Below are 22,923 nucleotides of genomic sequence, written 5' to 3' on the forward strand. Positions count from 1 at the left end.
GAGGCGAGGACTATGAGAGAGGCCGTTAGCAAAGTCGAGGCGCTGCAGCGCTCGAAGACTCAGGGGATCTCGCTCGAGGACGTCGAGCGCGGCGTGGCGCAGGCGACGCGCGCGCTGACCGCCCTGGCGCACGACGACGGGCACATCTGCTTCGAGCTCGAGGCGGATGCCACGATCCCGTCCGAGTACATCCTGTTCCACCATTTCCGCGGCACGCGAGTCCCCGGCGACCTTGAGGCCAAGATCGGCAGCTACCTCCGCCGCACCCAGGGGCGGCACGGCGGATGGGCCCTCGTCCACGAGGGGCCGTTCGACATGAGCTGCACGGTCAAGGCGTATTTCGCCCTCAAGATGATCGGCGACGACATCGAGGCGCCGCACATGCGCCGGGCGCGCGAGGGCATCCTGTCCCGCGGCGGCGCGGCCAACGCCAACGTGTTCACCCGCTTCATGCTGGCCCTCTACGGCGAGGTGCCGTGGCGCGCCGTGCCGGTGATGCCCGTCGAGGTGATGTTCCTGCCGAAGTGGTTCCCGTTCCACCTCGACAAGATCAGCTACTGGGCCCGCACCACCGTGGTGCCGCTGTTCGTGCTGCAGGCGACCAAGCCCCGGGCGCGCAATCCCCGCGGCATCAGCGTGCAGGAGCTGTTCGTCACCCCGCCGGAGAGCGTCCGCTCCTGGCCGGGCTCGCCCCACGCCACGTGGCCCTGGACGCCGATCTTCGGCTTCATCGACCGGGTGCTGCAGCGGGTCGAGAACCACCTGCCGCGCAAGAGCCGGCAGCGCGCCATGGAGATGGCCCGCGCCTGGGTGAGCGAGCGCCTCAACGGCGAGGACGGCCTGGGCGCCATCTTCCCCGCCATGGTCAACTCGGTGCTGATGTACGAGGTGATGGGCTACCGGCCCGATCACCCGCAGGTCCGCGTCGCCTGCGACGCCATCGAGAAGCTCGTCGTCGAGAAGGCCGACGAGGCCTACGTCCAGCCCTGCGTCTCGCCGGTCTGGGACACGGCGCTCGCGAGCCACGCGCTGCTCGAGGCCGGCGGCCCCGAGGCCGAGGCCCAGGCCCGCGCCGGTCTGGACTGGCTGAAGCCTCGGCAGGTGCTCGACATCGTCGGCGACTGGGCGGCGCGCAAGCCAAAGGTCCGGCCGGGCGGCTGGGCCTTCCAGTACGCCAACGCGCATTATCCCGACCTCGACGACACCGCCGTTGTGGTGATGGCGATGGACCGGGCCATGCACCAGCACGGCCTCGTCGCCGGCATGCCGGACTACAAGGCGTCGATCGCCCGCGCCCGGGAATGGGTCGAGGGGCTGCAATCCGAGGACGGTGGCTGGGCGGCGTTCGACGCCGACAACAACCACATGTATCTCAACCACATCCCGTTCTCGGATCACGGCGCGCTGCTCGACCCGCCGACCGCGGACGTGACCGCGCGCGTGGTCGGGATGCTGTCCCAGCTCGGCGAGACCCGGGAGACCTCCCGCGCCCTCGACCGCGGCGTGAACTACCTCCTGAATGATCAGGAGGAGGACGGCTCGTGGTACGGCCGCTGGGGCATGAACTTCATCTACGGCACGTGGTCGGTGCTCTGCGCCCTCAACGCCGCCGGGGTCGACTCCGCCGATCCGCGCATCCAGAAGGCCGTGTCCTGGCTGATCCGGATCCAGAACCCGGATGGCGGCTGGGGCGAGGACGCCTCCTCGTACAAGATCGACCCGGCCTTCGAGCCCGGCTCGTCCACCGCCTCGCAGACCGCCTGGGCGCTCCTCGCCCTGATGGCGGCCGGCGCGGTCGACGACCCGGCCGTGACCCGGGGCATCAACTTCCTGACCCGCACGCAGGGCGCGGACGGGTTCTGGAAGGAGGAGCGCTACACCGCCACGGGCTTCCCGCGGGTCTTCTACCTGCGGTACCATGGTTACCCGAAGTTCTTCCCGCTCTGGGCGATGGCTCGCTTCCGCAACCTCAAGCGTGGCAACAGCCGGCGCGTCCAGTTCGGCATGTGACGTCCGCCGACGTCCTGGGGCCGGCCCGGCGGGCCGGCTCCGCTCCGCCGGATCGCAGCGCGCTCGACCGTCCCGACAGCCGATCCGCGAGCCCCGGTACGAGACACGTGGCCTCCTCAGACAGCGATCCCGCGGGACCGGACGAACCGCCCCCCGCGCCGGATCCGGCCCGGACACCGCCTCGGCGCTCGCGCCTTCTTGCGGACCTCGCCGGACTCGTCCACGAGCGCGCCATGATCGATCCCGCCGCACCCGTCCTGGCCGTCACCGGCCTCGCCCGCGAGCGCCGCATGGCGGCGGGGGAGGGGGTCGAGGCCGTGGGTGCCGGCGGCAATCCCCAGCGGCTCCGCCAACTCCTAGAGGCCCGCGGCCAGCCCGGCTGCCGGGCGGTTGTCAGCTTCGGCATCGCGGGCGGCCTCGATCCCTCGCTCCGGCCCGGCGACGTCGTGGTCGGCACCGGCGTGGTGAGCGAGGAGGGGCGGCGCGCCGCCGATCTCGACCTGTCGGCCACGCTGCTCAACCTCCTGTCCGGCGTCGGGCCGCGGGTGATCCCGGCGGATCTGGCGGGCGTCGACACGGCGGTGCTCGCGGTCGACGGCAAGACGGACCTGCGGACCACCACCGGCGCCGCGGCCGTCGACATGGAATCGCACGTGGCCGCGTCCTTCGCGGGCCGGCACGGCCTGCCCTTCGCGGCCGTCCGCGTGATCTGCGATCCGGCCGATCAGGCCTTGCCGGCCTTCGCGGCCTCGGCCCTCACGCCGGACGGCGAGCCCGACATCGCCGCGGTGTTCTTCGCCTTCGCGCGCGGCCGGGCACGCCTGGGAGACCTCATGCGCCTCGCCCGGGACTCGAACGCCGCCTTCGCGGCGCTGGGACGGTGCCGGACGCGGCTCGGGCCGGGACTGGGCATACCGGTCCCGGGTCGCTGAGACCCGCGAACGCGGTCAGGCGAGCCACGAAAAAGCGCCGGCCTGTACGGCCGGCGCGAGTCGGAGGTCACCACGAGACGGCGCGGGGCGGACCCCGCGCCGGGAGAATCCGGCCTCAGCCGGCCTTCTTGTTGAGCGAGACCGCCACGAACCGGGTCTGGCCCTTGCCGCTCTTCACCCGCATCAGCACGGCCTTGCGCCCGCTCGACTCGGCCGCCCGGATCTGCGTCGCCACGTCCGACGGACGGGCCACGCTCTGGCCGCCGACGTCGAGGATCACGTCGCCCGCCTCGATACCCTTGGCGGCCGCCGGGCCGTCGGGATCGACCTGGACCACCGCGACGCCCTGATCCGACAGGCCGACATCGCCGGCCGGGGCGAGCTGCAGGCCGAGCCGCGGCTGGCCGTTGCCCGAATCGTCGTCGCGGCTCGCCATCTTGGTGCCGTCGGTCGGCATCGTGCCCAGCGTCACCGTGGCGGTGTCGGTCTTGCCGCCGCGCAGGTAGCTCAGCTCGACCTTGGCGCCCGGCTTCAGACCGGCGATCTTGCGCGACAGCTCGCGGGCGCTGTCCACCGTGTCGCCGTTGACCTTCTCGATCACGTCGCCCGCCTTCAGGCCGGCCTTGGCCGCCGGGGTACCGTTCTCGGCGTGGTCGACCAGGGCGCCCTTGGCCTTGTCGAGGCCCAGACCCTCGGCGATGTCCTGCGTCACGGGCTGGATCTGGACGCCCAGGTAGCCGCGGGCGACCTTGCCGTCGGTCCGGAGCTGGTCGACCACCGCCTGAACGGTCTCGGCGGGGATCGCGAAGGCGAGGCCGACGCTGCCGCCCGACGGGGACGCGATGGCGGTGTTCATGCCGACCACCTCGCCGTTGACGTTGAAGGTCGGGCCGCCCGAGTTGCCCTTGTTGATCGGGGCGTCGATTTGCAGGAAGTCGTCGTACGGGCCGGCGCCGATATCGCGGCCGCGGGCCGAGACGATGCCGGCGGTCACGGTGCCGCCGAGGCCGAACGGGTTGCCGATCGCCACCACCCAGTCGCCGACCTGGGGGGCCGACTTGCCGAACTGAACGTACGGGAAGTTCGAGCCCTCGGTGATCTTCAGCAGGGCGACGTCCGTCTTGGAATCCTTGCCGATGACCTTGGCGTCGAGAGTGCGCCCGTCGTCCAGCGTCACCTGCACGGTCTTGGCATGGTCGACCACGTGGTTGTTGGTGACCACGTAGCCGTCGGCCGAGATGATGAAGCCGGATCCCACCGCGCCGCGCGGGCCCTGATGCTGGGGCTGCATGCCGCCGGGACCGTTCTGGCCGAATCGCTTGAAGAACTCGCGCAGCTGCGGCGGCACGTTCTGGAGGTTGCGCCCCTGGCTCGGGCCATCGTCGTCGTCGCTGCTCGCCGAGTCGTCGAGCTTCACCTTCACCGAGACCACGCCCGGCTTCACCTTGTTGACGATGCCGGCGAACGAGCCCGGCGGGTGCTCGGGCGCCTCGATCGGCGACTTGGGCAGAGCCTGCGCGTAGGCCGGGGTCGCAGCCGGCAGATAGCCGCTGCCGATGGCACCGCCGGCGATCAGCGCTGCGGCCGCCACGGAGGCGAGGGCGCGGCGCGAGGTGCGGCCAGTGGGACGGGTCTCGGTCATGGGGGGTCTCAACCTCTCGGGACTGATCGGGACGACGCCGGCGGTCGCGGCCGTCGATGGGATCTGTCTAAGGGGCGGCGCCTGACCCGGGCGTGGCGATCAAATTACCGTTTGGACAGGTAGCCGAGCGCGCGCGGAGCCCCAGCGCGATCGCGGCGCGTGACCGAGACCGGAGGTCCGACGACCCGGCGCGGGTTAAGCCGGATCCAGGCTCGTGCTGTCCGGCACCGCCGTTTCCGGGAGTCGATCTTAAATACCGCTCAGTTCGGCGGGCCGGCGCAATCTCGGTGCCGCCAGATTTGAATGTGTAGGCAGAGGAATTGGCAATGAAGGTGCTGTTGGCGGCCGCCATGTTCTTCGGGTCGACTGTCGGCGCGCTGGCGGTCGAGTCGTACGCGGATTACCGTGATTACTTCGACGCGAAGCCCGTCGTCGCAAGTCGCGCGCTGCGAAGCGTTTCCGAGAGAACGTACAGCGTCGATACGCGCCGCCCCGGAGATGAGCGCGTTGCGAAATCGGCGGCCAACTTCCGGCCCGGCTACTGGAACCAGTCGGGCGGCTACGTTCCACCGGACTATTCCCTGCATCCGCGAGGCGCGTCGCAGGACGGCTTCTGGACCCCGAACGACGCGTCCGCCGCCAGTTGGGGCGGGCCGCGGGCGTTCACCGGCACGCTCGGCACCCGCCGCTGACGCGCCGGCGCAGGGCGCCGAGGACCGTCCGGGACGCGGCCTGACGGTTCGGGGTGCGTCCCGGACGGGCGCTCAGTCGCCGCTGAGCCGGACCAGAGCTTCCTCGATCTTCGCCAGCCGCGCCGACTCGCTCTCGCGGCGCTCCCGGTTCTCCTCGATGATCTCCTCGGGCGCCCGGGCCACGAAGTCGGCGTTGCCGAGCTTGGCGTCGATCTTCTTGATCTCGCCCTGCGCCTTGCCCTGCTCCTTCTTCAGGCGTGCGACCTCGGCCGCGAGGTCGACCACGCCTTCCAGCGGTAGCGCGGCGACGCTGCCGCGCACCAGGAGCTGGACCGAGTTCCTCGGCGGCGTCTCCGCGAAGGTGATCTCCGACAGTCGGGCGAGGCGCAGGAGCGTGTCGCGCCACGCCTCAACCCGCGCTCTCACCTCCGGGGCGGCGCCGACCATCACCAGCGGGATCTGCGCGCCGGCTGGGACATTGGTCTCGGACCGCGCCGAGCGGATCTGGCTGACGAGATCGACCACGAACCCGACCTCGGCCTCCGCGGCCGCGTCGGCGAGGCCGCCGAGGTCCGGCCAGGCGGCCAGGGTCAGCAGGCCGCGCTCCGGCAGGTCGGCGCCCTTGATCGCCCACAGCTCCTCCGTGAGGAACGGCATGAACGGGTGCAGCAGCTTGGCGACCTGATCGATCAGGAACGCCACGCTCGCCTGCGTCTCGGCCCGGATCGCCGGATCGACGCCCTCGCCCTGGAGCACCGGCTTGGCGAGCTCGAGATACCAGTCGCAGAAGATGTTCCAGACGAAGCGGTAGGCCACCGCCGCCGCGTCGTTGAAGCGGAAGGCCTCGAGGGCGCCCGCGACCTCGTCGACCGCGCGGGCCGCCTCGGTGAGCGCCCAGCGGTTGATCGCGCCGGTGGCGGAGCGCGGGTCGAAGGCCGGGTCGAGGCGGCAGCCGTTCAGCTCGGCGAAGCGGGCGGCGTTCCAGAGCTTGGTCGCGAAGTTGCGGTAGCCCTGGACCCGGTCGGTGGACAGCTTGATGTCGCGGCCCTGGACGGCCAGCGCGCAGAGGGTGAAGCGCAGGACGTCGGCGCCGACCTGATCGATCAGTTCCAGCGGATCGACGACGTTCCCCTTCGACTTCGACATCTTCGCGCCCGACGCGTCCCGCACCAGCGTGTGCAGGTAGACCGTGTCGAAGGGCGCCCGGTCGGTGAGGTGCAGGCCCATCATCATCATCCGGGCGACCCAGAAGAACAGGATGTCCTTGCCGGTCACCAGGGTGTTGGTCGGGTAGAAGCGCGCGAGTTCCGGGGTCGTGTCCGGCCAGCCCAGCGTCGAGAACGGCCAGAGCGCCGAGGAGAACCACGTGTCGAGGACGTCCGCGTCGCGGGTGAGCGCGACCGGCCGGCCGTGCTGCGCGTCGGCCGCCGCCTGCGCCTCGGCCTCGCTCTCGGCGACGAAGATGCCGCCGGCGTCGTCGTACCAGACCGGGATCTGGTGGCCCCACCAGAGCTGGCGCGAGATGCACCACGGCTCGATGTTGGTGAGCCACTGGAAGAAGATCTTCTCGTAGTTCTCGGGCACGAACTTGGTCTGCCCGTCGCGCACCGCCTGGAGGGCGCGCTCCGCGAGCGGCTTGACGTTCACGTACCACTGGTCGGTCAGGTAGGGCTCGATGACCACGCCCGAGCGGTCGCCGTGCGGGACCGCGTAGGTGTTCGGCTCGATCGCGCGCAGCCGACCGCGCGCCTCCATCAGCGCCACCACCTCCTTGCGGGCCTGCGCCCGGTCGAGGCCGTGGAGCGCCAGGGCCTCCGGCTCGGGCGCGACGCCGTCGAGGAACTCGGCGTTGCCGTCGAGCAGCATCCGGCCCTCGGGATCGAGGACGTTGATCAGGCCGAGTCCGTGGCGGCGGCCGACGTCGAAGTCGTTGAAGTCGTGGGCGGGCGTGATCTTGACCGCGCCCGTGCCCTTCTCGGGATCCGAGTAGGTGTCGGCCACGATCGGGATCAGCCGCCCGACCAGCGGCAGGCGCACGCGCTGGCCGACGAGCGCGGTGTAGCGCGCGTCCTCGGGATGGACCGCGATGCCGGTGTCGCCCAGCATCGTCTCGGGGCGGGTGGTGGCCACCGTGATGACGGCGCCGGTCTCGTTGCCGGCCTCGTCCACCACCGGGTAGTCGAAGTGCCAGAGATGGCCCCTGGTCTCGACCTGCTGGACCTCCAAGTCCGAGATCGCCGTCTGAAATTTCGGGTCCCAGTTCACCAGCCGCTTGTCGCGATAGATCAGGCCCTGCCGGTGCAGGTCGACGAAGGTCTTGAGCACGGCCCGGCTCAGCCCCTCGTCCATGGTGAAACGCTCGCGGGACCAGTCGCAGGAGGCGCCGAGCCGCTTCAGCTGGTTGACGATCGCGCCGCCGGATTCCGCCTTCCAGGCCCAGACCTTCTCGACGAAGGCCGCGCGGCCGATCTCGCGGCGGCCGGGCTCCTGACGCTCCATCATCCGCCGCTCGACCACCATCTGGGTGGCGATGCCGGCATGGTCCGTCCCCGGCTGCCAGAGCACGTCCTTGCCGCGCATGCGCTCGAAGCGGCAGAGGATGTCCTGCAGCGTGTTGTTGAGGGCGTGGCCCATGTGCAGGGAGCCCGTCACGTTCGGCGGCGGGATCACGATGCAGTACGGCGGGGCCCCGGCGCGCTCGGGCCGGCCGGCACGGAAGGCGTCCGCCTCGGCCCAGGCGGCGGAGATCCGCGCCTCGACGGAGGTGGGCTCGAAGGTCTTGTCCATCATCGCGGGTACGGGCCGGCGCTTGTCCAAACGGGGGTGGCCCCGCTTTCGACCGTCACGCCGCTCCCGTCAACACGCGGACGGCGGCCCGCGGCCGCCGTACCCAGGCCGCCGGCTCAGCGGCCGCGCGACACCCGCTCGATCTCGGCGCGCACGAGTCGCTCGACCACGGCCGGGAGGTTGTCGTCGAGCCAGGATTTCAGCATCGGCCGGAGCATCTCCTTGACGAGATCCTCCAGGGTCCGGGCGTTCTGCGTCAGCACGGTGTGGGCCAGCAGGTTGAACGCGCCGCTGACGCTGGCATCCGTGGCCGGAGAGACCAGGGCCTCGGGCTCCGGCTCGGGCGCGCGGGCGGCCTGGAGCACGGGCTGCGGGGGCGGAGGCGGTGGGGGCGGCGGCTCCGGGGCCGGCTCGGGCTCGGGCTCCGGTTCGGGCGCGGCGGTCACCGGGTCCTCGAAGTCGATCGCGTCGAAGTCGAGCAGGTCCGGGGCCGGCTCGGGTTCCGGCTCCGGCTCGACGACGCGCGGGCGCATCACCGGCTCGGCGACCTCCGCGAGGTCGAGCACGTCGTCGGGCTCCGGAGCGGGCGCCGCGACCTCGGCCGGCTTGGCGGCCTGATCGTCGGCGATGATCCTCCGGATCGACGCGAGGATCTCTTCCATCGAAGGCTCGTGCGCCTTATCGGCAGCCTTGTCCTGGAATTTCGGGTCCGGGATCTTGGGGCTTGCTGCACTCATCGGCAGGCGCACTCGGGCATGGGAGACTGGAAAGCGACCCGAATGGATCGATGTTCAATCAGTATTCCATGCTGTTTCGTGACGGCAAGCGCGCCCACAACACACTCCCCGTGGAAAAGCCGTCAGCGGCCGTCCGGGGTACGCAGGCCGAACCAGAGATCCTTGACCTGATCGTAGTGAACCTTGGCGCTGTAGTATTCGACCGGGAGCGCCGTGAAGCGCGCGGTCAACTGTCCGATCGCCTGGACCACCCCGTAGGAGAAGATGACCCGGTCACGCTGGGCGACGATGAGGTTCACCCGGGAGTTCAGCAGTTCCTGCTGCGCGTTGAGCACGTCGAGGGTCGTGCGCTGGCCGACGCGCGCTTCCTCGCGCACGCCGTTCAGCGCCACCTCGTTGGCCTGGACCTGGGCCTGGGCGGCGATGACCTGCGCCTTGGCGGCCTCGAGCCGGCCCCAGAAATCGACGATCTGGGCGCGGACCTGATCGCGGATCTGGTCGACCTGGATGCGGGCCTGGCCGACCGACTCCTTGGCCTGCCGGATCTGCGCGTAGGTCTGGCCGCCCTCGTAGATCGGGATCGAGAGCCGTCCGCCGACGAAGCCGACGAAGAAGCTCTGGTTCGGTCCGTTCTGGTCGTAGAGCTGGCTGAGCGAGCCCTGCAGGCTGAGCTGCGGGGCGAGCTGGCCTTCCAGGACTTTCACCTGGGCCTCGCTCGCGTCGACGTTGTGGATGGCCGAGACGACCTGCGGGTGCTCGCGCAGGCCGACGGCGATCGCCTGATCGAGGCTGCGCGGCACGAACCGGTCCAGCGGCCGACCCGGCGCGAGCTGGCGCGGCTCGACGCCGATGTTCTGCCGGTAGACGCCGATGCTCGTGCGGAGGGTCGATTCGGCCTGGGCGACCTGCGATCGCGCGCCGGCCAGTCGGGCCTCTGCCTGCGCGACGTCGGTCCGGGTCACCTCGCCGACGTTGAAGCGGTCCCGGGTCTGGCGGAGCTGCTCTTCCAGAACCTCGACGTTGTTCCGGTTCAGCTCCAGCGTTGCCGTGTTGCTGAGCACGTTCATGTACGCCTGGACGGCGCTGTACAGAACCGACAGCTCGGTGAAGCGCAGGCTCTCGCGCTGGCTGTAGACCTGCGACTCCGCGCGCCGGACCGTGTTGTCGGTCTGGAAGCCGTTGAAGATCGTCTGCGTGACGTTGAGGCTGGCGGAGCTCGGCAGGTAGGTGGTGCGCGTCGTCCGCCGGGAGGTGATGACCTGGCTCGCGATGTCGGAGGTCGCGCCGCCGGACAGGCCCTCGCCGCCGGTCGCGGATCCCGCCGCCCCGGCACCTGAGGTTCCGATGCCGGTGGTACCGCCCGCGGTCCCGATCCCCGTGGACCCGATCCCCGTGGTCGTTCCGGTCCCGGTCGTCCCGGCGCCCGCCGTTCCGCCCAGGCCGCCGCCCGTCGTCCCGAGGGCCGATCCGGCGGTGGTCGCGGCCGTGCCGCCGGTGGCCGCCGTCGCGACCGTGCTGGACGAGCGCGTCTGAAGGTACTGGACGCCGATCGCGGCGTTGACGTTGACGGTCGGCCGGTAGCCCGACTGCGCGATCGCCACGTTCTCGTCGATAGCGCGCACGCCCGCACGGCTGGCGTTCAGGCTCGGATTGCCCTGATAGGCCTTCGCGAGAGCGCTCTCCAGAGTCTCGGCCGATGCCGGCATGGCAGCCAGCATCGCGAGTCCGGACACCATCCCGGCCAGGCGGAACGTCGGGCAACTCGCTGGTGGACGTCGTGTCACGATGAACAAGCCCTTGCGGTCTCTTTCGGTCCGGAAGTCCGAGACGAAAACGGCCAAGGTACGGCGTTTCGCTCGTCTCCGATCAAGCCCGCCCCACCGTCACGCTTAGCGCAAACCGGGCGCTTTGGCTCGCCTCGGTGCGGGTCTGGCGGCGGAATGTGCGGCGTTGGGGCATTAAGGTGACACACCCGGCGCGGACAGCGCGGCACACGAGCGAATTGAGTTGTTAAGTCGCATAAATACGCTCTTCCAAAGACTATTGCCGGCGTGCAGCCACGCGAGACTTGGGAGCCGACGCGTCGCCCCCGGCCGGGCAGGGTGGCCCGTTCCGCGGCTGGCCCTGCGGTCGACACCGGTCCGCGCCTAGTAGCGGTCCATCCCGCCGCCGCCGGCGTCGGGCTCCAGATCCAGCGGTCCCTCGGGCGCGGATTCCGGCTCGGGTGCGCGGCGCGCCCGCGCCGGCGGCCGCGGTTTCGGCGCCGGCCCTGCCAGCGCGGCCGACGGGTTCGGTTTCGGCGCGGCGCTCGGGGAAGCCGGCTGCCCGCGGGTGCCGCCGGGCGGCCCGGGCGGGCCGGGCGGGCCCATGGCACCCATCAGCCCCGGTGCGCCGGCCATGCCGATGGGGCCGCGCTCGCCCGGCGGGCCCGGCGGTCCGGCGACGCCCTCCGCGCCGGCTGGCCCCTGGGGTCCGGGCGGCCCGGGCGGTCCCATCGCGCCCCGCTCGCCGGGAGGCCCGGCCTCGCCCCGCGGACCCGTCTCGCCGCGCGGGCCGGCGAGCCCGGGCGCCTGCGGCCCCTGCTGGCCGCACTCGCCGACCACGATGCTGCGGGTCTGTTTCGGCGTCCGCAGCGTCGCGATGCAGGTGGCCGGATGATAGACGACGCGAAACTCGAAATAGCCGCGGCTGTCGGTCCGGTGGGGGAACTGGCCGTCGAGCGTGATCTCCACCCCCGGATCGTCGGCGTAACCGATGATCCAGAGATCACCGCCGGTGATCTTGGCGGCCTCGATGCGCATGTCCGCCGCCCGCGCCGGCAGCCCGCAGGCGGCCGATAGGGCCAGCATCGAACACAGCGCCCAGCGCTCGCGCCACAGGCGTTTGGCAGATCTCATGGCAGGTCACGCAGTCTTTTAGACGGTCAGAATGCCATAGCCCGCAAACTAAGCAATAAATTGCGGAGAAAGTTGGATGTGGAAAAGCGCGGCCGGTCGAAGGCCGTAGTCCGAAATGGGTATTCGAAGGGCGCGCGGCGGGGCCTGTAGCGTGACCGCGCTGGACCCGGTCAGGCGTGTGCGGACCGGGCCGGCAGAGGAGTGACGCGGACCGATTCACCGGTCACCGCCGCGCGAGCGCCCCGGGCCGCATTCGGACCCGCGGTGGAGGGTTCTGCCGTGGACAACGACGATCCGCCCTGGGACACGGACCCGCTCTGGTACGACCGGACCGAGTCCGGAACGCCGCCGGGGCCCATCCTCGAGGCGCTGGCTTGGCTGTTCCTGCTGGCGATCGCCGGGTGCGCGGCGCTCGTGTGGCTCTACGGGATTCCGGACCGCCTGTGGCACGCGGCGGCGCGCCGGCTGATGCGCCGCGATCCGGCGGATGCCGGGCGGTTCTGAGCCGCGCGCGCCGGCACCGGCTCAGGCCGCGGCGATGCGCGTGCTGAGCAGGGTGGCTTCCAGATCTTCCACCGGCATCGGGCGGCCGAGATGGTAGCCCTGCAGGAACGGGCAGCCCATCGCCTGCAGGATGTTCAGGTCCTCGGCCGACTCGACGCCTTCCGCCACCACGTCGAGCCCGAGCAGCCGGCCGAGGCCGAGGACGGCGAGGACGAGCCCGCGCTTGTCGTCGCTCGCCCCGAGGCCGGTCACGAAGCTCCGGTCGATCTTGATCCGGTCCGCCTTGAGCTGGCGCAGCGAGGAGAGCGACGAGTAGCCGATGCCGAAATCGTCCAGGGCAACCCGGATGCCGGCGCGGGACAGCGCCTGCAGCTTGCCCTGCACCGCGCCGATGTCGAGGGCCGTCTCCTCGGTGATCTCGATCTCCAGCATGGTGGGCGGCAGGCCGAGGAGGTTCAGGCGCCCGATGACGATCTCGTCCACGGGGACCTGCGCCATCTCCCGGGGTGAGACGTTCATCGCCACGCGCACGCCGCTCAGGCCGCGGCGATGCAGGATCTCCAGCATCGCGCAGACCTGCTCGAGGATGTAGCGGAGCAGCGATTCGGTCAGGCCGGCCATCGCGGCGGCGGCGATCAGGTCCGGGGGCGCGATCCAGCCGAGCCGCGGATGCTCCCAGCGGATCAGGGCCTCCAGCCCGACCAGGGTCCGGCCATCGGCCGCGTAGATCGGCTGGAACCAGACCTTCGGGGCGTTCTCGACCAGGGCCTGCGACAGGTCGCGCTCCAGGTCCCGCCGCATCTGCAGCCCCTCGCGCAGGCCCGAATCGAACACCCGGTAGCGGTTCCGCCCGGCGGCCTTCGCGGCGTAGAGCGCCTCGTCGGCGCAGCTCAGCATCTCGGTGAAGCTCGGCTCCGCGCTCGCGTGGACGCCGATGCTGACACCGAGGCGGCCCGCGTCGAAGCCGTCGAACGGCTGGGACACCGCGGCGATGAGGTTCGCCGCCATGACGTCGTCGGGCACGCCCGACGTCACGGGATCGTACAGCACCGCGAACTCGTCGCCGCCCAGCCGGGCCGCGAGACCGTTCTCCGGCAGCGCGTCCTTCAGCCGGCGCGCCACCTCGACGAGCACCCGATCGCCCGCCTTGTGGCCGTAGACGTCGTTGACGAACTTGAACCCGTCGAGGTCGAGCATCAGCAGGCTGAGGGTCCCGGTGCGGAGCCGGTTCTCCGTCGCCTGGAGGAAGCCCGCGCGGTTCAGCAGGCCGGTGAGATCGTCGTGCGTGGCGCGCCACCGCATCTCGTCCACGAGGGCGCTGGCGCTGGCATGGGCCTCGGCACGGGACCGAGCGAGGGCGTGAGCCTCGTTCTTGAGCCGGCTCGCCTCGCGAAACACGGACTCGCTGCGGAACGCCGTGTGCGTCAGGGCGAGGAAGTAGAGCAGCACGCAGGCCGCGAGGCAGTTCCGGTCGAAGTCGCCGGCATAGGCGAGGCAGGCCACGACGGACAGCAGCGGCAGGGCGATGAAGGCGAGGGGGATGCGCGCGTACGCGATCCCGTGCGTCACCGCCCCCGCGGTCACGCCGCAGGTGATGGTCAGGTAGAACAGGGTCTCGGCGGTCGTGTAGCCGTCGCACAAGAGAGGCTGACAGGCCCAGACCAGTCCGGAGAGGAACGCCGCGACCGTGAAGACGCGCAGGTGCCGGTCGACGGAGCGCGCGGCGGCCGCGGCGAGGTTCGGCGTCATGTCGGCGGTCAGCGCCAGGCCGAGGCAGGGGATCCGGCAGAGGGCGATTCGCAGGAGGTTGACGCTGGTCGACGCCGCGAACCAGATGGCCCCCACGGTGCCGTGCCCGCTCCTGTAGGCGACGAGCATGCTCGCCACGCCGAGCAGCATGTTGACCGGGATGGCCGCCAGCACGCTCCCGCGCATGGCCTCCAGCTGATCCCGCCGGATCAGCGCGCCCCACCTCGGATCTGCAGGGTCGAGAGATTCACCGGAGCCGGGTGAGCCCGGCTCGGATCTCTCCTGGTCCCGAACGATCATCGCACGTCCACTCGAAGATGAGGGACTCATGGCACCGAATCGTAAGATATCGTTGAACGATCAACGCGCGCCGCGCCCGATCCCGAGCTTTTCGCGCGCCGCTCGAGGAGAGACTCCGGGTCGCAAGGCATTCCGGCCGCGTCGCCGCGCACCATATCGGGTCGCGGGCCGCTTCCGGGCCCCGGATCGTCCATGGCCCTGACCCGCGACCTGCTCGATATCCAGACGATCTATCACGAGCCCACTGTCGGCGACTTCCCGCTGGGCCGGGACATCCTGGCGCGTTTTCCCGACGCCGCGCGCATCGTCGTGCCGTCGCACTGGAACATCCCGGAACTCCACGGCAACGCCGGCTCGGTGGAGGATTGGGTGCGGATCAAGCGCTCGACGCTGGTCCTCGGCGTGAAGAAAGGGCTGGCGATGCGCCCCAACGGCCGCAGCGCCCACTTCATCGCGCCCTCGACCTCCAACGGCTGCGCCATGGCCTGCGCCTACTGCTACGTGCCGCGCCGCAAGGGCTTCTCCAACCCGATCTCGCTGTTCGTGAACCTCGAGCAGGCCTGCGCGGCGATCGCCCGCCACGCCGGCCGCCAGGGGCGCCTGCCGGAGCCGGACCCGATCGATCCGGAGCACTGGGTCTACGATATCGGCGAGAACGGCGACCTCTCGGTCGACGCGGCGGTCAGCGACGGCGTGCGCGCCCTGGTCGCGCTGTTCCGCACCCTGCCCAACGCCAAGGCCTCCTTCGCCACCAAGGCCGTCAACCGCGACCTCCTCGCCTACGATCCGCAGGGCAAGACGCGCGTCCGCTTCTCGCTCATGCCGGCGCGGATCGCCCGGATCGTGGACGTGCGCACCGCCCCGATCGCCGAGCGGATCGCCGCCATCGACGAGTTCGTGGCCGCCGGCTACGAGGTCCACGCCAATTTCTCGCCCGTGATCCTCTACGAGGGCTGGGAGGCCGACTGGCGGGCGCTGTTCGCCGAGATCGACGCGACGCTGTCCGACGCCGCCAAGGCGCAGCTCAAGTGCGAGATCATCATGCTGACCCACAACGCGGATCTGCACGCGGTCAATCTCGGCTGGCACCCGAAGGCCGAGGACCTGCTCTGGCGGCCGGACATCCAGGAGGCGAAGGTCTCGGAGGGCGGGGGCACCAACCTGCGCTACCGGGCCGGCTGGAAGGGCCGCTGGCTCGCCCGCTTCAAGGCCCTGCTCGCCGAGACGATGCCCTACTGCACGGTGCGCTACGCGTTCTGAGCGCGGAGCGCTGAACTTCCGGCCGCGCGCGGCGTTGGCGCGCCAGCGGAGGAAAGCTCAGCCATGCCGAGCCCGTCCATGTCGAGCCCATCCATGTCGACGCACGAGGACCATATCGGCGAGGCGGTGGCCCTCGCCGCCGCCAATGTCGAGGCGGGCGGTGCGCCCTACGGCGCGGTCATCGTGCGGGAGGGGACCGTGCTGGTCCGCGCGGCCAACACCGTGCACGCGACCAACGACCCCAGCGCCCATGCCGAGATGGTGGCGCTGCGCGAGGCCAGCCGCCTCCTCGGCCGCCGCGACCTCGGCGACTGCGTGATGTACGCGAGCGGCCGCCCGTGTCCGATGTGCCACGCCGCGATGCGCCTGGCCGGCTTCAAGGAGGGCTACTTCGCCTTCTCGGCCGAGGAGGCCGAGACCTACGGCGCCGGCAGTGCGTCGATCTACGCCGAGCTCTGCCAGCCCCTCGACGCGCAGCCGATGCGCGTCACCCAGCTGCGTCCGACGGGCGATTCGCCCTACCCGGCGTGGAAGGCGCGCCGCGAGGCCTGACGCGGCGGCGACGGCCTCAATGGGTCCAGGGCGCCGTGCGGTTGAACTTGAAATTGTCCGAGTAGGACAGGCCCTTGCGCTGGACGGGCTTGGCCGGCTGCTCGACGCGGTAGGCGATCCCCTCGCGCTTCGCGTAGGCCACGGCCTCCTCCTCGGTGTCGAATTCCAGGCGCACCTGCTGGAGCATGTCCGAGGACCCGTTCCACCCCATCAGCGGATCGATCTCGCGCGGGCTGGTCCGGTCGAACTCCAGGATCCACTGCTTGGTCCGGGCGAGGCCCGACTGCGTGGCGTCCCGAGACGGACGGAAGATGCGGGCGCTCGGCATCTGACTCGACAAGCTCCTGATCGAATGGTCGGGGCGATAGGATTCGAACCTACGACCCCCTGGTCCCAAACCAGGTGCGCTACCAGACTGCGCCACACCCCGACTGCCACACGGCCTCAATGCCGTAGCGGTTCCGCCGTTCCCCCGCAAGGCGCGGCGCGGTGCGCGCCGACGCTTCCGGGATCGGCCCTTCGCGGCGGCCTGGCCGTCGCGTGCCACTTGTCAGACAAATCGGGGCGCGGTAGCGTTCGGGCCGGGACGAGGGCCGGGCCGCCCCGCCGTCGAACCGGCGCCTGCCATCACTGGGGGGTGGAGGATGGTGCGCCCGGATCGCCGTGCCGGGCGGTTCCGGCCCTCGTCGCCGCAGCGTCGCCGCGGTGCTGCGCCCGCGTCCGCGCGGCGGGCCTTGCCGGCCCGCGCCGGAACGGTGACGATCGCCGCGAGTGACAGGGACCTGCCCGTGTGGACACCGAGCCCGCGCTACCCGGACCCGGCGGTCGAGATTCTCGACGCCGCCTTCGCCCGCTACCGGGTGTTCAACGCGGCGGTCGAGCGCCTCGCGACCGGCTTCCGCTGGTGCGAGGGGCCGGTCTGGTTCGGCGACGGACGCTACCTGCTCTGGAGCGACATCCCCAATGACCGCATCCTGCGCTGGGACGAGGAGAGCGGGGCGGTCGGCCTCTACCGGCGGCCGTCGGGCTTCGCCAACGGCAACACCCGCGACCGGCAGGGGCGGCTCGTCACCTGCGAGCACGGCGGCCGTCGGGTCACCCGGACCGAGCATGACGGCGCGATCACCGTCCTGGCGGACGCGTTCGAGGGCCGCCGGCTCAACTCGCCCAACGACGTGGTGACCGCGGCCGACGGCGCGGTCTGGTTCACCGATCCACCCTTCGGGATCGGCGGGTTCTACGAAGGCGTGCGCGCCGAGCCCGAACTGCCGCAGAACGTCTACCGGCTCGACCCGGTCACCGGTGCGCTGGAGGCCGTGGCCACCGACCTCGCCGGTCCCAACGGCCTGTGCTTTTCCCCCGACGGCCGCGTGCTCTACCTCGTGGAATCGCGCGGGCAGCCGACCCGGCGGATCGTCGCCTACGACGTGGTCGCCGGCCGCACGCTCCGCGACCGGCGGGTCCTGATCGATGCCGGGCCGGGCACGCCGGACGGGCTGCGCTGCGACGTCGACGGCAATCTCTGGTGCGGGTGGGGCATGGGCGACGACGCCCTGGACGGCGTCATGGTGTTCAACCCCGACGGCCGGCCGATCGGCCGCATCCGGCTGCCGGAGCGCTGCGCCAACCTCTGCTTCGGCGGCCGGCACCGCAACCGCCTGTTCATGGCGGCGAGCCAGTCGCTCTACGCCGTCCACGTCGACGTCCAGGGCTGCGCCGGCGGGTGAGGCCCGGATGCCCAGCCCTGCGTGCGCCGCCGGCGTCGTCGCCGGCACCATGCTTGACCGGAGCGGCGCGCCGACCCACTTCCCGTCCGCCGGGGGCATAGCGGGACACCAGCCGATGATCGAACTCCATTACTGGCCGACGCCGAACGGCCATAAGATCACGATGTTTCTCGAAGAAGCGGGCGTTCCTTACCGCATTCATCCCGTCAATATTGGCAAGGGTGAGCAGTTCAACCCGGATTTCCTCAAGATCGCGCCCAACAATAGGATGCCGGCGATCGTCGACGACGAGCCGGCGGGCGGCGGCGCGCCGGTCACGCTGTTCGAGTCGGGGGCGATCCTGCTCTACCTCGCCGAGAAGACCGGGCGCTTCATCCCGGGTGACCCGCGCGGCCGGGCCGAGGTGCTGCAATGGCTGTTCTGGCAGATGGGCGGCCTCGGCCCGATGCTCGGCCAGAACCACCACTTCTCGCAGTATGCGCCCGAGAAGATCGACTACGCGATCAAGCGCTACGTCAACGAGACCAACCGGCTCTACGGCGTCCTCGACCGGCGGCTGGCCGACCGCGCCTTCGTCGCCGGGCCGGACTACTCCATCGCCGACATGGCCTGCTATCCCTGGATCGTGCCGTGGGAGAAGCAGGGGCAGAACCTCGACGAGCACCCGAACCTCAAGCGCTGGTTCACGGCGATCGCCGAGCGGCCCGCCACCAAGGCGGCCTATGCCCGCGCCCCGGAGGTCAATCCCGATTTCGGCAAGACCATGAGCGAGGATGCCAAGAAGGTGATGTTCGGCCAGACCGCCGCCAGCACCATGCGCTGACCGGATCATGGTCGAGATCCCGCCCGCCCTGCCGCTGCAGGTGATCCACCGCGGCTGGAACACCTTCGGCATCGCCACGCTGACGCTGCAGGACGGCAGCACCGTGCGGCGGGCGCTGGAGGACCACGGGCAGGCGGCCTGCGTGCTGCCCTACGATCCCGAGCGGCGCGTGGCGCTGCTCGTCCGTCAGGCGCGGGTCGGGCCCGCCTTCTGGGGTGAGTCGGCCGAGTTCGACGAAGCCCCGGCGGGCGGCCTCGACGGGGGCGCCCCCGAGGCGACGGCGATCCGGGAGGCGATGGAGGAGGCGGGCGTCCGACTGACCCGGCTGGAGCCGGTCGCCCACGCCTACAGCATGCCGAGCGTGTCCTCGGAGCGCCTCTGGCTCTACCTGGCGCCCTACGCCGCGGCCGATCGGGTCGGCCCCGGCGGGGGCCTGCACGCGGAGGGCGAGCAGGTGGTGGCCGTGGAGATGCCGCTGGCCGCGCTGGCGGAACAGGCCCGGGCCGGCCGCCTGCCCGATCTCAAGACCCTGGTTCTCGTCCAGGCCCTGATGCTCCGAAGCCCCGAACTGTTCGCCGCATGACCCTCTCGCCCACCGCACCCGCGCCGGATGTCCTCGCGGCGATGCTCGCCTTCGCCGAGGAGGCGGCCCCGCTGGCCCTCGCCATGCGGGCGGGAGGCCTCGCGATGAGCAACAAGGGTCCGGATCTCGGCCAGGCGCTGACCGAGGCCGACCTCGCCGTCAGCCGGTTGATGCACGCGCGGTTCGGCCCCGACCTGATCGAGGAGGAGACCGCCGAGGATCTCGGACAGGCGGCGGCCCGGGCGCTGCTCGCCCGCGACGCCTGGACCTTCGTGGGCGACCCGATCGACGGGACCCGGCCCTTCGCGGGCGGCCTGTCGGGCTGGGGCGTGATGGTGGCGGCCTGCCGCGGTGGCTGGCCCCGGGCCTGCGTCATGAGCCTGCCGGCCTGGAACGAGGACCGCTCCGCACCGGCCGGGGGCGTACCGGCGGAAGCCACGGAGGGTCTCCTGCTGGCGGCGAGCGAGGGCCGCGCCTACTGGGCCCCGACCCGCGGCGGCCGCACGACGACGGCGCTGCGCCCGCTCAAGCGCCCGGAGCGCCGGACCGGCCATGTCGGCTGGCTGTCGGTCACGGCGCAGCGCTACACCCTGGATTACGGCCGCGGCTGGTTCCCCTGGAGCGAGGGCGGGGCGATCTCGGACGCCGCGCTCCTGGCCACCGGGCGCCTCGACGCGACCCTGAGCAACAACCGATTGTGGGACCTGGGCCCGATCCTCCCGCTGTTCGAGGCGCTGGGCTTCCGCCTGTTCCACTGGCCCGATCTCGGGGATCCGCCGGCGGACTTCGTCGACCTGTTCGACGCCGAGCTGTCGGCCCACGACGACCTCTGGCTGGTGTGCCGGGATCGCGCGCAGGCCGCCGATCTGGCGACGGCCATCCGCCCCGCCTAGGACAGGGCCCTGCCGGGCCGCGTCCGGGTCGCGTCCGGGCCGGGATGGCCGTCGATCGGGCGGTCCCGGATCGCGCGGGGATCCGGGACCGCTCTCAGAGCGCCGCGATCAGCGACCGGATCCGCGCCTGCGACGCCCTGAGCCCGTCCTCGGCCTGGGTCCGGGCGGCATCGAGCTTCGCCAGCTCGTCCTCCTGGGCACCCATGCGGCTGAGATAGCGGCGCGCCAGCTCGCTGTCCTTCGGAACGGCGCCGAGATTGCTGCGGATGCGCTCCTGCTCCGCCTGCACCTTCGCCGCGCGCTCGCCGATCTCCTCGACGGTCCGGGTCGCCGCGGCGACCTCGGCGCGGGCCTGGGAGAGGGTCTTGAGCTTGCCGCCGAGCTCCGGGTCGGTCGCCAGGGAGGCCCACCGGACGAGCAGCGCCTCGTCGGCGTCGACGAGGTCGTAGGCGTCGATCCGGACGCGCTCGAGCACGGCCCGGGTCTCGGCCGTCCCGCCGGCGGGAACCGCGACCTTGAGGCGATAGGCCGTGGGGGTCTCGCTGTCGCGAGCGGACGCGGTGAGGGTCCAGCCATCCCGTCGGGGATGCTCGATGATCACGGAGCGGGCGGCGTCCGGCGCACCCTTGATCGTGTAGGTCGTGACCTCCCGGGCGATCACCGTCGCGCGCGCCACGCCGTCGACCACGGTGATCTTGGTCAGGGCGTCGCTCGGCGCGGTCTCCGCCTGGACGGCGACCTTGCGGTCGAGGGCGAAGCTGGCGAGCCGCTGCTCGCCGACGGGCGTCGCGGGCAGGCGGGCGTCCCCCAGGTAGCCGGCCTTGCGGTCGTAGAGGGTGATGAGGCCCGCCGGCAGGGTCGCGCCGGCGCTGTTGCGGATCCGGAGGGCCGCGATCGGGTGAACCCCCTGGCCTGGCTTCCAGAGGGCGACCCGCTCGGCCTCGATCTCGGTATCGAGGAACGGCACCGACAGCGTGCCGCCGGCGCGCAGATCGACCGGATGCGGCAGCGTGAAGTTCGCCGCGACATCCCCCTCGCTGGCGGCGGCGCCCGCGGTGGCGGCCGCGGCGTCGTAGCTCGGTTCCGCGGCCTCCATGCGGCTGTCGCGGGTGTCCATCCGCGCCATCGGGGCCGGAAGGGGCGCGGCGGCGGGGGCCGGGGCGCGCAGGCGCGCGACCGACTTCGACGCGACCGTGCCCGGGTCGAGGTCCGGCATACCGACATCCTCGACCATCACCGGCGCCTCCGGTCTCTTGCGCCAGTAGCGCTTGTGCAGGCGCTGGAGGAGCGCCACCGGCGACCCGGACGAGAGGGTGACGTCGACGCCCGTCCAGTCGGCGCCGAGGGCGTTCTCGATGATGGCCCAGGCCTGCAGGTTCGCGCGGCCGCCGCCGCCATCGACGATGCGGTAGCTCGTCTTCCAGACGGGCGCGGCGACGACGTAGGTCAACCGGACCTCGCGCTGGCCCTGCCCGGAGACGGCGATCTCGACCCGGTGGGCGTCGCCGACCTTGGTCTTCCCGGCCGCCGCGATCGCCTCGGCGATCTTGGCCGCCATGGCCGGGTCGAGGATCGTCACGGAGGCGCCGTCCTCGATCGGCACGGATTCGAGCGTGCCGGTCGCGGTCAGGACGGTCAGGATCGAGACGTCGCCGGTCTCAGTCCCGGCATTCCGCTCGGAGACGCCGAGCACCCGCCCTTCGAGCGTGCGCCCGCCGCTCTGGACCCGGATCGGGACGCCCTGCAGCTTGCCCACGAGGCGGGTCGGCGCGGACAGGTCGTCCGCGGTGAACGGCATCGTCCGCAGGGTCTCGTCGGCCTGATCCACCCCGTCCAGGCGCAGGGCGCCGACGGTTCCGACGGGATCGCGCACGACGAGGCTCTTGAGAATGTCGTCGACCTGCTCGGGCCGGACGCTAAGCCCGATCGTCCCGTCGCCGTCGACGGCATGGACCAGGGTCACTTCGGCCAGGCCGCCGCTCGACAAGGTCACCGCGCGGATGCCGTCGGGCGCTGCCATCAGGGGCGGTGCGGCTGCAATCATGGACACGAGGACTCCGGCTAAGGTCAGATGCGATCGGATCAATTCGTCTGGCTCCAGTCAGGGCGCGCCCGCCGCACGCGGTCCCACCCTGGCCGACCGCGCGCCGTCCGGCAAAGGCTTCGTGACGCGCGCGGGCGTGAACCGATCGCCGGGGGCCCTCCCGTGCTGTCCGCGCCGGGGCGCGCCGGGTCGCGGCGCCGTTGCGGCGGGACGGGAACGGCGGCGCGATGGGGGAAGGCTGCGGTCCGCGGATGCACCCTACCGTGTCCGGCCGAATGTCCTGCCGTTCCAGACGGCGATCGCGCCGCACGGATCCTGCCCGGATCGTCCGCACGCCGCCCCGGTCATATCGACGATGACCGCCGGGCGGCCTCCCACCGTGCGGAATCGGAGGTCGTGGGCGACGGCGTCGAAGGCGTCCACGAACCCGTCCGTCGTCGAGGCGAAGACCTGCATCTCGCAGCCCGCGGTGCCGCACGCGGCGGACTCGTCATCGCCGCATTGGACGGCCGCGAAATCCAGGATGAAGTCCGGTACAGCGTCGCCGTTCACGTCCTGGCGGGTGATGAAGCCCGGCTCGAGCGTGGTCGGCTCGGACCCGCAGGACGCCTCGGCCCGCGCGGCCGCCGCCGCGACCGGCGGCGGGAGATCGTCCGCCGCGGCGGTGAGCGGGACGGCGGGCGGGAGGGCGAGAGCCAGGGCGGCGAGGGCGCGACGCATGCGGCCAGGATCCTCAGGCCCGTCCGCCCTGTCCAGCGCACTAGCTCATCGCGGCCCCGATGGAGGCTACG

19 protein-coding genes and 1 tRNA gene are annotated in these 22,923 nt (G+C 71.6%); 10 read left to right on the forward strand and 10 right to left on the reverse strand.

All coding sequences use genetic code 11. The annotated features are described in order from the left end of the window. The first annotated feature begins 12 nt into the window (after positions 1-12). Together shc and ASG32_RS25015 are read left to right on the forward strand one after the other, a co-directional pair. Positions 13-2,010: a squalene--hopene cyclase gene (gene shc, locus ASG32_RS25010; RefSeq protein ID WP_056531748.1), complete on the forward strand. Its 1,998-nt coding sequence runs from the start codon at positions 13-15 to the stop codon at positions 2,008-2,010. 233 nt (positions 2,011-2,243) lie between these two features. After that, positions 2,244-2,942 carry a phosphorylase gene (locus ASG32_RS25015; protein WP_056531750.1) on the forward strand — a complete coding sequence of 233 codons (699 nt, stop codon included), beginning with the start codon at positions 2,244-2,246 and terminating at the stop codon, positions 2,940-2,942. A gap of 115 nt (positions 2,943-3,057) precedes the next feature. Here the strand turns inward: ASG32_RS25015 and ASG32_RS25020 are convergent, their stop codons facing one another. Further along, complete coding sequence (locus ASG32_RS25020; protein WP_056531752.1) at positions 3,058-4,584, reverse strand: Do family serine endopeptidase; 1,527 nt, start codon at positions 4,582-4,584, stop codon at positions 3,058-3,060. Positions 4,585-4,910: 326 nt separating this feature from the next. Here ASG32_RS25020 and ASG32_RS25025 point away from each other — a divergent pair, with 326 nt between their 5' ends. After that, positions 4,911-5,276, forward strand: coding sequence for a hypothetical protein (locus tag ASG32_RS25025; protein WP_056531754.1), 366 nt, complete (start codon positions 4,911-4,913; stop codon positions 5,274-5,276). Positions 5,277-5,348: 72 nt separating this feature from the next. Here ASG32_RS25025 and ASG32_RS25030 read toward each other — a convergent pair whose 3' ends face one another. The 4 genes from ASG32_RS25030 to ASG32_RS25045 all read right to left on the reverse strand — a co-directional run bounded on the left by ASG32_RS25030 (position 5,349) and on the right by ASG32_RS25045 (position 11,697). After that, positions 5,349-8,066, reverse strand: coding sequence for a valine--tRNA ligase (locus ASG32_RS25030; RefSeq protein ID WP_056531757.1), 2,718 nt, complete (start codon positions 8,064-8,066; stop codon positions 5,349-5,351). Positions 8,067-8,179: 113 nt separating this feature from the next. Next, entirely contained in the window at positions 8,180-8,725 is a 546-nt protein-coding gene (locus tag ASG32_RS25035) for a DUF2497 domain-containing protein (RefSeq protein WP_056531758.1), read from the reverse strand. 197 nt (positions 8,726-8,922) lie between these two features. Then, on the reverse strand, positions 8,923-10,536 hold the full coding sequence (locus ASG32_RS25040; protein WP_056531760.1) for a TolC family outer membrane protein: 1,614 nt from the start codon (positions 10,534-10,536) through the stop codon (positions 8,923-8,925). Positions 10,537-10,947: 411 nt separating this feature from the next. Then, positions 10,948-11,697: a collagen-like protein gene (locus tag ASG32_RS25045; RefSeq protein ID WP_244492175.1), complete on the reverse strand. Its 750-nt coding sequence runs from the start codon at positions 11,695-11,697 to the stop codon at positions 10,948-10,950. Between the two features lie 279 nt (positions 11,698-11,976). Between ASG32_RS25045 and ASG32_RS25050 the strand changes: the two genes are divergently transcribed. Further along, positions 11,977-12,201 carry a hypothetical protein gene (locus ASG32_RS25050; protein ID WP_056531763.1) on the forward strand — a complete coding sequence of 75 codons (225 nt, stop codon included), beginning with the start codon at positions 11,977-11,979 and terminating at the stop codon, positions 12,199-12,201. Positions 12,202-12,222: 21 nt separating this feature from the next. On the opposite strand, the gene ASG32_RS25055 is transcribed toward ASG32_RS25050, so the two are convergent. Beyond that, on the reverse strand, positions 12,223-14,136 hold the full coding sequence (locus ASG32_RS25055) for an EAL domain-containing protein (protein WP_244492177.1): 1,914 nt from the start codon (positions 14,134-14,136) through the stop codon (positions 12,223-12,225). A gap of 306 nt (positions 14,137-14,442) precedes the next feature. On the opposite strand from ASG32_RS25055, the gene ASG32_RS25060 reads away from it, so the two are divergent. Both ASG32_RS25060 and ASG32_RS25065 read left to right on the forward strand, forming a co-directional pair. Next, positions 14,443-15,510: a spore photoproduct lyase family protein gene (locus ASG32_RS25060; RefSeq protein WP_056531767.1), complete on the forward strand. Its 1,068-nt coding sequence runs from the start codon at positions 14,443-14,445 to the stop codon at positions 15,508-15,510. Between the two features lie 93 nt (positions 15,511-15,603). Further along, positions 15,604-16,062, forward strand: coding sequence for a nucleoside deaminase (locus ASG32_RS25065; RefSeq protein WP_056531769.1), 459 nt, complete (start codon positions 15,604-15,606; stop codon positions 16,060-16,062). Between the two features lie 16 nt (positions 16,063-16,078). Here the strand turns inward: ASG32_RS25065 and ASG32_RS25070 are convergent, their stop codons facing one another. Together ASG32_RS25070 and ASG32_RS25075 are read right to left on the reverse strand one after the other, a co-directional pair. Further along, positions 16,079-16,390, reverse strand: a complete 312-nt coding sequence (locus ASG32_RS25070) for an ETC complex I subunit (RefSeq protein ID WP_020090615.1) — start codon at positions 16,388-16,390, stop codon at positions 16,079-16,081. A gap of 25 nt (positions 16,391-16,415) precedes the next feature. Further along, positions 16,416-16,492 (reverse strand) — tRNA-Pro (locus tag ASG32_RS25075). A gap of 358 nt (positions 16,493-16,850) precedes the next feature. On the opposite strand from ASG32_RS25075, the gene ASG32_RS25080 reads away from it, so the two are divergent. The 4 genes from ASG32_RS25080 to ASG32_RS25095 all read left to right on the forward strand — a co-directional run bounded on the left by ASG32_RS25080 (position 16,851) and on the right by ASG32_RS25095 (position 20,088). Further along, the gene (locus tag ASG32_RS25080) at positions 16,851-17,789 is read left to right on the forward strand and encodes an SMP-30/gluconolactonase/LRE family protein (RefSeq protein WP_056531771.1); all 939 of its coding nucleotides are present in this window, start codon (positions 16,851-16,853) and stop codon (positions 17,787-17,789) included. Positions 17,790-17,904: 115 nt separating this feature from the next. Then, positions 17,905-18,612 (forward strand): glutathione binding-like protein, encoded by a 708-nt coding sequence (locus ASG32_RS25085; protein ID WP_056531773.1) that lies wholly within the window; start codon positions 17,905-17,907, stop codon positions 18,610-18,612. A 7-nt stretch (positions 18,613-18,619) separates the two neighbouring features. Next, a complete protein-coding gene (locus ASG32_RS25090; protein WP_082558041.1) occupies positions 18,620-19,195 on the forward strand; it encodes an NUDIX hydrolase in 576 nt (191 codons plus the stop codon). Continuing rightward, positions 19,192-20,088 carry an inositol monophosphatase family protein gene (locus ASG32_RS25095; RefSeq protein WP_056531775.1) on the forward strand — a complete coding sequence of 299 codons (897 nt, stop codon included), beginning with the start codon at positions 19,192-19,194 and terminating at the stop codon, positions 20,086-20,088. The genes ASG32_RS25090 and ASG32_RS25095 overlap by 4 nt, the downstream gene beginning before the upstream one ends. A gap of 94 nt (positions 20,089-20,182) precedes the next feature. Here the strand turns inward: ASG32_RS25095 and ASG32_RS25100 are convergent, their stop codons facing one another. Then, entirely contained in the window at positions 20,183-22,132 is a 1,950-nt protein-coding gene (locus tag ASG32_RS25100) for a DUF4139 domain-containing protein (protein WP_244492179.1), read from the reverse strand. Positions 22,133-22,390: 258 nt separating this feature from the next. Then, positions 22,391-22,852, reverse strand: coding sequence for a hypothetical protein (locus ASG32_RS25105; protein ID WP_056531779.1), 462 nt, complete (start codon positions 22,850-22,852; stop codon positions 22,391-22,393). Between the last annotated feature and the right edge of the window lie 71 nt (positions 22,853-22,923).

The organism is Methylobacterium sp. Leaf361, from assembly GCF_001424445.1.
In the GTDB taxonomy this organism is placed as follows: Bacteria; Pseudomonadota; Alphaproteobacteria; order Rhizobiales; family Beijerinckiaceae; genus Methylobacterium.

Excerpts from the sequence above, each read along its gene's own strand:
- ASG32_RS25040 (WP_056531760.1), bottom strand. The coding sequence starts at position 10,536 with ATGGTGTCCGGACTCGCGATGCTGGCTGCCATGCCGGCATCGGCCGAG.
- ASG32_RS25020 (WP_056531752.1), bottom strand. The coding sequence starts at position 4,584 with ATGACCGAGACCCGTCCCACTGGCCGCACCTCGCGCCGCGCCCTCGCC.
- ASG32_RS25015 (WP_056531750.1), top strand. The coding sequence starts at position 2,244 with ATGATCGATCCCGCCGCACCCGTCCTGGCCGTCACCGGCCTCGCCCGC.
- ASG32_RS25090 (WP_082558041.1), top strand. The coding sequence starts at position 18,620 with ATGGTCGAGATCCCGCCCGCCCTGCCGCTGCAGGTGATCCACCGCGGC.
- ASG32_RS25035 (WP_056531758.1), bottom strand. The coding sequence starts at position 8,725 with ATGGAAGAGATCCTCGCGTCGATCCGGAGGATCATCGCCGACGATCAG.
- ASG32_RS25070 (WP_020090615.1), bottom strand. The coding sequence starts at position 16,390 with ATGCCGAGCGCCCGCATCTTCCGTCCGTCTCGGGACGCCACGCAGTCG.
- ASG32_RS25055 (WP_244492177.1), bottom strand. The coding sequence starts at position 14,136 with ATGCGCGGGAGCGTGCTGGCGGCCATCCCGGTCAACATGCTGCTCGGC.
- ASG32_RS25095 (WP_056531775.1), top strand. The coding sequence starts at position 19,192 with ATGACCCTCTCGCCCACCGCACCCGCGCCGGATGTCCTCGCGGCGATG.
- ASG32_RS25045 (WP_244492175.1), bottom strand. The coding sequence starts at position 11,697 with ATGAGATCTGCCAAACGCCTGTGGCGCGAGCGCTGGGCGCTGTGTTCG.
- ASG32_RS25065 (WP_056531769.1), top strand. The coding sequence starts at position 15,604 with ATGTCGACGCACGAGGACCATATCGGCGAGGCGGTGGCCCTCGCCGCC.
- ASG32_RS25025 (WP_056531754.1), top strand. The coding sequence starts at position 4,911 with ATGAAGGTGCTGTTGGCGGCCGCCATGTTCTTCGGGTCGACTGTCGGC.
- ASG32_RS25060 (WP_056531767.1), top strand. The coding sequence starts at position 14,443 with ATGGCCCTGACCCGCGACCTGCTCGATATCCAGACGATCTATCACGAG.
- ASG32_RS25105 (WP_056531779.1), bottom strand. The coding sequence starts at position 22,852 with ATGCGTCGCGCCCTCGCCGCCCTGGCTCTCGCCCTCCCGCCCGCCGTC.
- ASG32_RS25030 (WP_056531757.1), bottom strand. The coding sequence starts at position 8,066 with ATGATGGACAAGACCTTCGAGCCCACCTCCGTCGAGGCGCGGATCTCC.
- ASG32_RS25100 (WP_244492179.1), bottom strand. The coding sequence starts at position 22,132 with ATGATTGCAGCCGCACCGCCCCTGATGGCAGCGCCCGACGGCATCCGC.
- shc (WP_056531748.1), top strand. The coding sequence starts at position 13 with ATGAGAGAGGCCGTTAGCAAAGTCGAGGCGCTGCAGCGCTCGAAGACT.
- ASG32_RS25085 (WP_056531773.1), top strand. The coding sequence starts at position 17,905 with ATGATCGAACTCCATTACTGGCCGACGCCGAACGGCCATAAGATCACG.